This is a genomic window from Limosilactobacillus alvi (assembly GCF_016900115.1).
GTDB lineage: Bacteria > Bacillota > Bacilli > Lactobacillales > Lactobacillaceae > Limosilactobacillus > Limosilactobacillus alvi.
In genome coordinates, this window is the sequence record NZ_JACJJQ010000107.1 from 1 (window position 1) to 269 (window position 269).

Consider the following 269-nt stretch of genomic DNA (forward strand, 5'->3'; position numbering starts at 1 on the left):
ACTGCGGTTTTGGCACATACAGGTCCTGACGGCAGACCGCGTACGGCATTATATATGGCACAGAATGTTACGGAAATCAAGTTTAGGGAAGCCAAAGAACATAAGGCACTTAAAGATGCATATGAGGCTGCCAATCATGCTAACGCTTCCAAGAGCGAGTTCTTGTCCAGAATGAGCCATGATATACGCACGCCAATAAACGGAATTATCGGAATGACAACATTGGCATATTCGCATACGGATGATGTTTACAGGATGTTAGATTGTCT

At 44.2% G+C, this 269-nt stretch carries 1 protein-coding gene; it reads left to right on the forward strand.

The window, feature by feature from the left end; all coding sequences use genetic code 11:
* On the forward strand, positions 1–269 hold a 269-nt coding region (locus H5993_RS09270), incomplete at both ends, for a sensor histidine kinase (RefSeq protein ID WP_275087018.1).